Annotated in this window: 3 protein-coding genes; all 3 read right to left on the bottom strand. The window is 63.9% G+C overall.

The window, feature by feature from the left end; translation table 11 throughout:
- Positions 1–204: 204 nt before the first annotated feature.
- Positions 205–570, bottom strand: a complete 366-nt coding sequence (locus tag BN11_RS19460; RefSeq protein WP_048700032.1) for a helix-turn-helix domain-containing protein — start codon at positions 568–570, stop codon at positions 205–207.
- Positions 571–747: 177 nt separating this feature from the next.
- On the bottom strand, positions 748–2,466 hold the full coding sequence (locus BN11_RS19455) for a UvrD-helicase domain-containing protein (protein ID WP_048700030.1): 1,719 nt from the start codon (positions 2,464–2,466) through the stop codon (positions 748–750).
- Complete coding sequence (locus BN11_RS19450) at positions 2,463–4,337, bottom strand: ATP-dependent nuclease (RefSeq protein ID WP_048700028.1); 1,875 nt, start codon at positions 4,335–4,337, stop codon at positions 2,463–2,465. The genes BN11_RS19455 and BN11_RS19450 overlap by 4 nt, the downstream gene beginning before the upstream one ends.
- Positions 4,338–4,756: the final 419 nt, after the last annotated feature.

The raw sequence follows: 4,756 nt of genomic DNA, 5'->3' as shown, positions 1-4,756 counted from the left end.
CCTGCCGGAAACCTGGCCCTGGACCCAGGCCGCCGTCGCCGCATTCACCGCTGTGATGGCCATCCCGCTCCTGACCTGACAACACACTCGGCCCTGACCACCGCGACCCAAGGACCCTCGAAGACCCGCACCGCAGCGCCACGCGGCACCAACGCCTGCCCCCACACCGTTAATCGGACAGTCTCCTCCGCGCACCTCACGTCATCAAACCGCTGCCCCGTGAAAGACGGAGGTAAGGCGGACGTCAGCGATCAGGTCGACCCCGGCCTTCTGAATCGTGTCGACGAACGAATCGATGTCACAGCCCTCGTAGCCGATGGAAGACACTCTATTCGGCCGCGCCGGAAGCAGTTGATGGACAGTCACGCCAAGCGCGTCAGCGATGTCGGCGATCCGGAAGACTCCTGGCTGATCGACGTGTCCCTGCTCGAGCTTCCGCAGGGACTCAAGTCCTACGCCCGCAGCTGTCGCTAGTTGCGCCTGAGTCAGGCTGTGCTCTCGGCGGAACTTGGCGATCTGCAGGCCGAGGAGCTGGCCGCGGAGCAGGCGCGTGGAAGGCTCGGGGTTCACATCGGTAGTAAATCAGTACTCCTCGGATCTCACTCGATGCGACTTGGAAAGGGGCCGGCGTCGGCGACCAGCACCGTCTGGAGGACAGCCTTGTGGCGTGCCGGTGGTTGCCCGCGAGTACACCCCACCGCACCTGCCGCCGATCCCGAAGCGTCATCCGCGGGGGGGGGGCGTTGTCTAGGCCATCTCCTGCGGCTGGTACAGCGGCAGCGCACCGTTGGGCCTCAGGATCATGACGCGGTGCCGCGCCCTGGTGATCCCGACGCGTAGGAGCCTTCGGCTGGCGGCATATGGCCAGGGCTCGCTTCGCGTGTTGAAGAACGGGCCGCGGTACTGGCCTTCGACCAAGATCACCCCGTCGAACTCCTTGCCCTTTGATTTGTGCATCGTCATGAGTACTACTCCGGTGGCCTCCTGCTCGTTCGCGGCCACCCGGCCGACTTCGAGGGTACGTCGGACGATCGTACGGGCGTCTGTGTAGGTGCCGGTTGAAGCCCACTGCGCAGCCAGTCTGCCCCCTATCTCATCGGTGGCCCGGAAGAGCCGAACAAAGCGTGCCGATGTCGCGACTTCGCTGAGCTTTGGGATGGCCTCAATGATCCGACGGGCGACAAACCAGTCAGCCGCCGTGTCACCGTTGTAGCCGGGGTCCTCTACGTGGAGGGCCAGGAGCAGCTTCGCTGCTTGGATCCGCGGCGTTCGTCCTCCCCTCACGGCTTCTGCGGCGGATCTGAACGCCGAGGCACTTGATGCCGCGGAGGCGCTGGGCTTTTCGGCATACTTCACGTCGTAGAAGTGCGCGACGGCGTCAAGGGTGATCGCGACGCCATGGACCTCGTCGTGCAGTGGCCACTCAAGGATGGAGGCTACAACTTGGGCCGCGGCCGCGGTCAGCTCAGCGTCCCAGACGACGTGGTGGTCGACGGGCTTCAACTCCCTATTCTTGAAGGTGTTCGGCGTTGAGAGGACGATCGACACATCCGCCACGAAGGGGTTGGAGCGCGCCAAAACGGCGACGGTCGGCACGTCGATGCCTTGCTTGCGCAGCCGCCTCAGCATCCAAATCACAGCCGCATGGACCATCCCATTTCGGCTGCTCGCGTAGTACGTGACCTGTTTGACATCGTCGCTGGGGGTCGGTGACTCGTTCTTCAAGATGGCATCGGCGAACTGCAGGATGCCGGCATTCGGGCTGCGGTGGTTGTCGCCGCCGAGGTCGAACTCCGCGGGCTTGAGCGCCTGTCTGAAGTAGTGCAGCCGGAGCGGGTCAATGTTGTCCTGGTACTCGAAGATGCGCTGGTCGGGGTCGGCCAAGGTGATCAAGAGGCTGCCTTTGGCGAGTTCTTGCACCAGTGCCCACTGCGAGTCATCGGTGTCCTGAAACTCGTCGAGGATGATGATCGGGTAAGCGTCGGAGATCAAGCGGCGGACACTGTCGGCCCGCCGAAGCAGGACGGCACTACTGCCCGCGAAGGTCGAGAAGGCGTAGCGGCCCTCCTCGGTCGCGAGGCGGAGTACTTCGTGATTCCAGTCCCCCTCGTGCTTCGCTCTCGTCAGCCGCTCGGGGCCGGGAAACAGGATTCGCGGTGCGGTACCAGTGAGCAGCCGTCCGTGGCTCTTCAAAAGACCCAAGCAGAAGGCGTGGTAAGTCATTACTACGATCTCCCGGCGCTCTGCGTACTTCAGCACGTCCTTCGTCCGGGTCAGCACTTGGCGCATGGCCGCGCGGGAGAAGCTGAGGAAAAGGATCTTCTGGCCCGGCTGAAGGGTCGGAGTCAGTTGCTTGGCTTTGAGCAGCGCGAGGGTCGTCTTCCCAGATCCGGGGCCGCCGGTGACGAGGATGGAGCCCTCATGCTCAAGGGCGCGTGCCGCCTCATCGGAGAGCCGGAAGGTCATGACGGCTGGGGATCGGCTGCCGCGTCGCCCTGGGCGCCTTCTTCATGGCCCTCTACCCTTGCGGCTTCCTCCGGAATCATCGGAGGGGCAACCAGCTCGTTGATGCGGTCGAAGGCATCGACGAGGAAAGCTGGCAGTTCGCTACGGTCCTGGCAGTGCTCGACCAGCATTGCGGCGTATCCCCAGGCATCTCCCTTGCGGGCCTTCAGAACTTTGCCGGCGATGGTTGGCAGCTCGGCTTCGGGCTTCGTCGCGTCGTAGCTGGCCTGATGTGCCGGGAAGTCTCCACGCTCAACCACGTTGTCGAGGAAGCGCCGTAGGACCGCCACCGGCACCTGGGTGACCAGGAGGTCTTCGATCGAGTTTGCAGGTGACTCCCAGTGCTCCTCGTAGGCCATCAGGTCAGCCTGCGCTTCGGCGCCGAAGGGCGTCGTTTGCTGGTCATAGAGGGCAAAGGGCGTCTTCCCGAGCGCCCGAAAGATCGGCCCCCAGCGTGGCACGTCTCCGTCGCCGTTCGCGGTGAAGATCGAGACGCCCGCGAGGTCGAGATGGGTGTACCCGTTCCCGCTCGCCTCGAGCACCGACGAAACAATCGGCATGATCGATGCCTCTGTCTGCCCCTCCACCACCAAGACGGCCCGACTGAGGATCGCCTCGGAGAACTGACGGCGCTGACTGCGGTAGCTCTTCAGCTTCACGCCAGCGGGATCGATAGGGACGCCCATGAGTGAGCCGTCCGATTCGCGGCCGAGCATGACGATGTCCTCGGGGTCGAACTGCTCGATGACGTACGGCGAGTGGGAGGTGACGATAGTCTGGCCCATCTCATTTCGAACGAACCGGATCACCCGTCGTTGAGTGTGCGGAGGCAGCGCGATCTCCGGCTCTTCCATGGCGAAGACCACAGTCTTGTTGCCCTTGAGTTGGGCGATCATGGTCAGGAGTGCGAAGACCAGCAGGTTGATCGAGCCCGTCCCCTGTCGGGTGAACGGGACGGGGTGGTTGCTCGGTCCGGTCGCGATGAATAGGCGCACCACTTCCCGGAGGTGTTCGCGGGTCAGATCGGAGGCGAAGAAGGCGGTCGCGTCCGCGCCTGGCGCCAGGTTGACGAAAGCCCCCAGTCGTTCGCGGATCTGCTTGCGCATCTCCGCCAGGTCGGATACGTCCCCCACGGCGGGGTCCAGTTCGCGCATCTGCTTTAGGGTGTCCATCCACATCTCTGCGGCACCCTCGTTGCTCAGGCGTAGCACGGTGTCGAGGAGGGAGCCGCGTTGAAGCCCTAGGGCTCGTGAGCCCGTGCGGAGTGTACGGAGGAAGACGAACCCGCAGAGTCGCTTATGTGTGCGCGTGAACCTGTCTCGACCTGCGCCGAGAGAGGCGGCTACCTCTTCGTCGAGATCGGCCGGATCCTCGAGGGGGTGGTCGAAGAAGGTGTCGGCCTCGAAGTCGTCCTCCTCCGGGTCGTAGCGTGCCCTGAAGAGGATCGGCAACGCCCAGACGACGTTGTCGTCGTCGGCGTGATCGGCGCCGTCGACTCCCTCGTCGATGAAGGTGCATGTGTCGTCGTTCCAGCGGCGGAGATGGCCGCCGAAACGGCGAAGTGCCTCATCGCTGAGTTCGGTCAGCACTACCCGAATTTTGATAAGGACTGGTTCCCCGTCTTCGCGGAGGTACTTCGAGGCGAAGAAATCATGCTCATCGACGGAAGGCCGGCGGTTGAGCCGTTCGGGGCCGAGGGCTAGGTCGAGCGACTCGCAGATGGTGGACTTCCCGACGTTGTTGCCACCGACAAGAAGTGTGTTCCGTGTGAACAGCACTTGCCCCGAGGCGACGCCACGGAAGTTCTCGATCTCCAACTGCCTAACGAGCATGGTTGTCCCCCTTAGTTGGCCGATTCCTCTCATCGGCCCCTCTAGCGCGGCCGAATCGACCTTAGCGGCTGTGCCAGTCGAGGTGGATCCAAGTGGTGCTTGGCGCCCTACGCCCGAATCCTCCGATCTTCGGATTCTGATCTCGGGAGGGCTGTCCGGCGCACCCCGGCTCCGGCGACTCGTTGAGACCCGAGCCGTAGTGCGCATAGGGGCACCCACGTCAGCGGATGTGGTGACGCCGTGGGAACCGGCTCCCTCCCACAGCCCCGATCGACCCCCTGACTACGAGGCGGAGTCCCGGTGCTTGGCGCTCGCATCTGGCACCAACTACCCATCGGCCTACCCAAATCGCTACGGACGACGGGCGAACGATAATGAAGGCATGCTGGCTGACTGTCAACGGCCAGTTGGAAGTCCCC

This window comes from Nostocoides australiense Ben110, assembly GCF_001050535.1.
GTDB lineage: Bacteria > Actinomycetota > Actinomycetes > Actinomycetales > Dermatophilaceae > Nostocoides_A > Nostocoides_A australiense.
The sequence above is the reverse complement of the archived record's forward strand: the minus strand, read 5'-3'. Positions and strand labels throughout refer to the sequence as shown.

Excerpts from the sequence above, each read along its gene's own strand:
- BN11_RS19450 (WP_048700028.1), bottom strand. The coding sequence starts at position 4,337 with ATGCTCGTTAGGCAGTTGGAGATCGAGAACTTCCGTGGCGTCGCCTCG.
- BN11_RS19455 (WP_048700030.1), bottom strand. The coding sequence starts at position 2,466 with ATGACCTTCCGGCTCTCCGATGAGGCGGCACGCGCCCTTGAGCATGAG.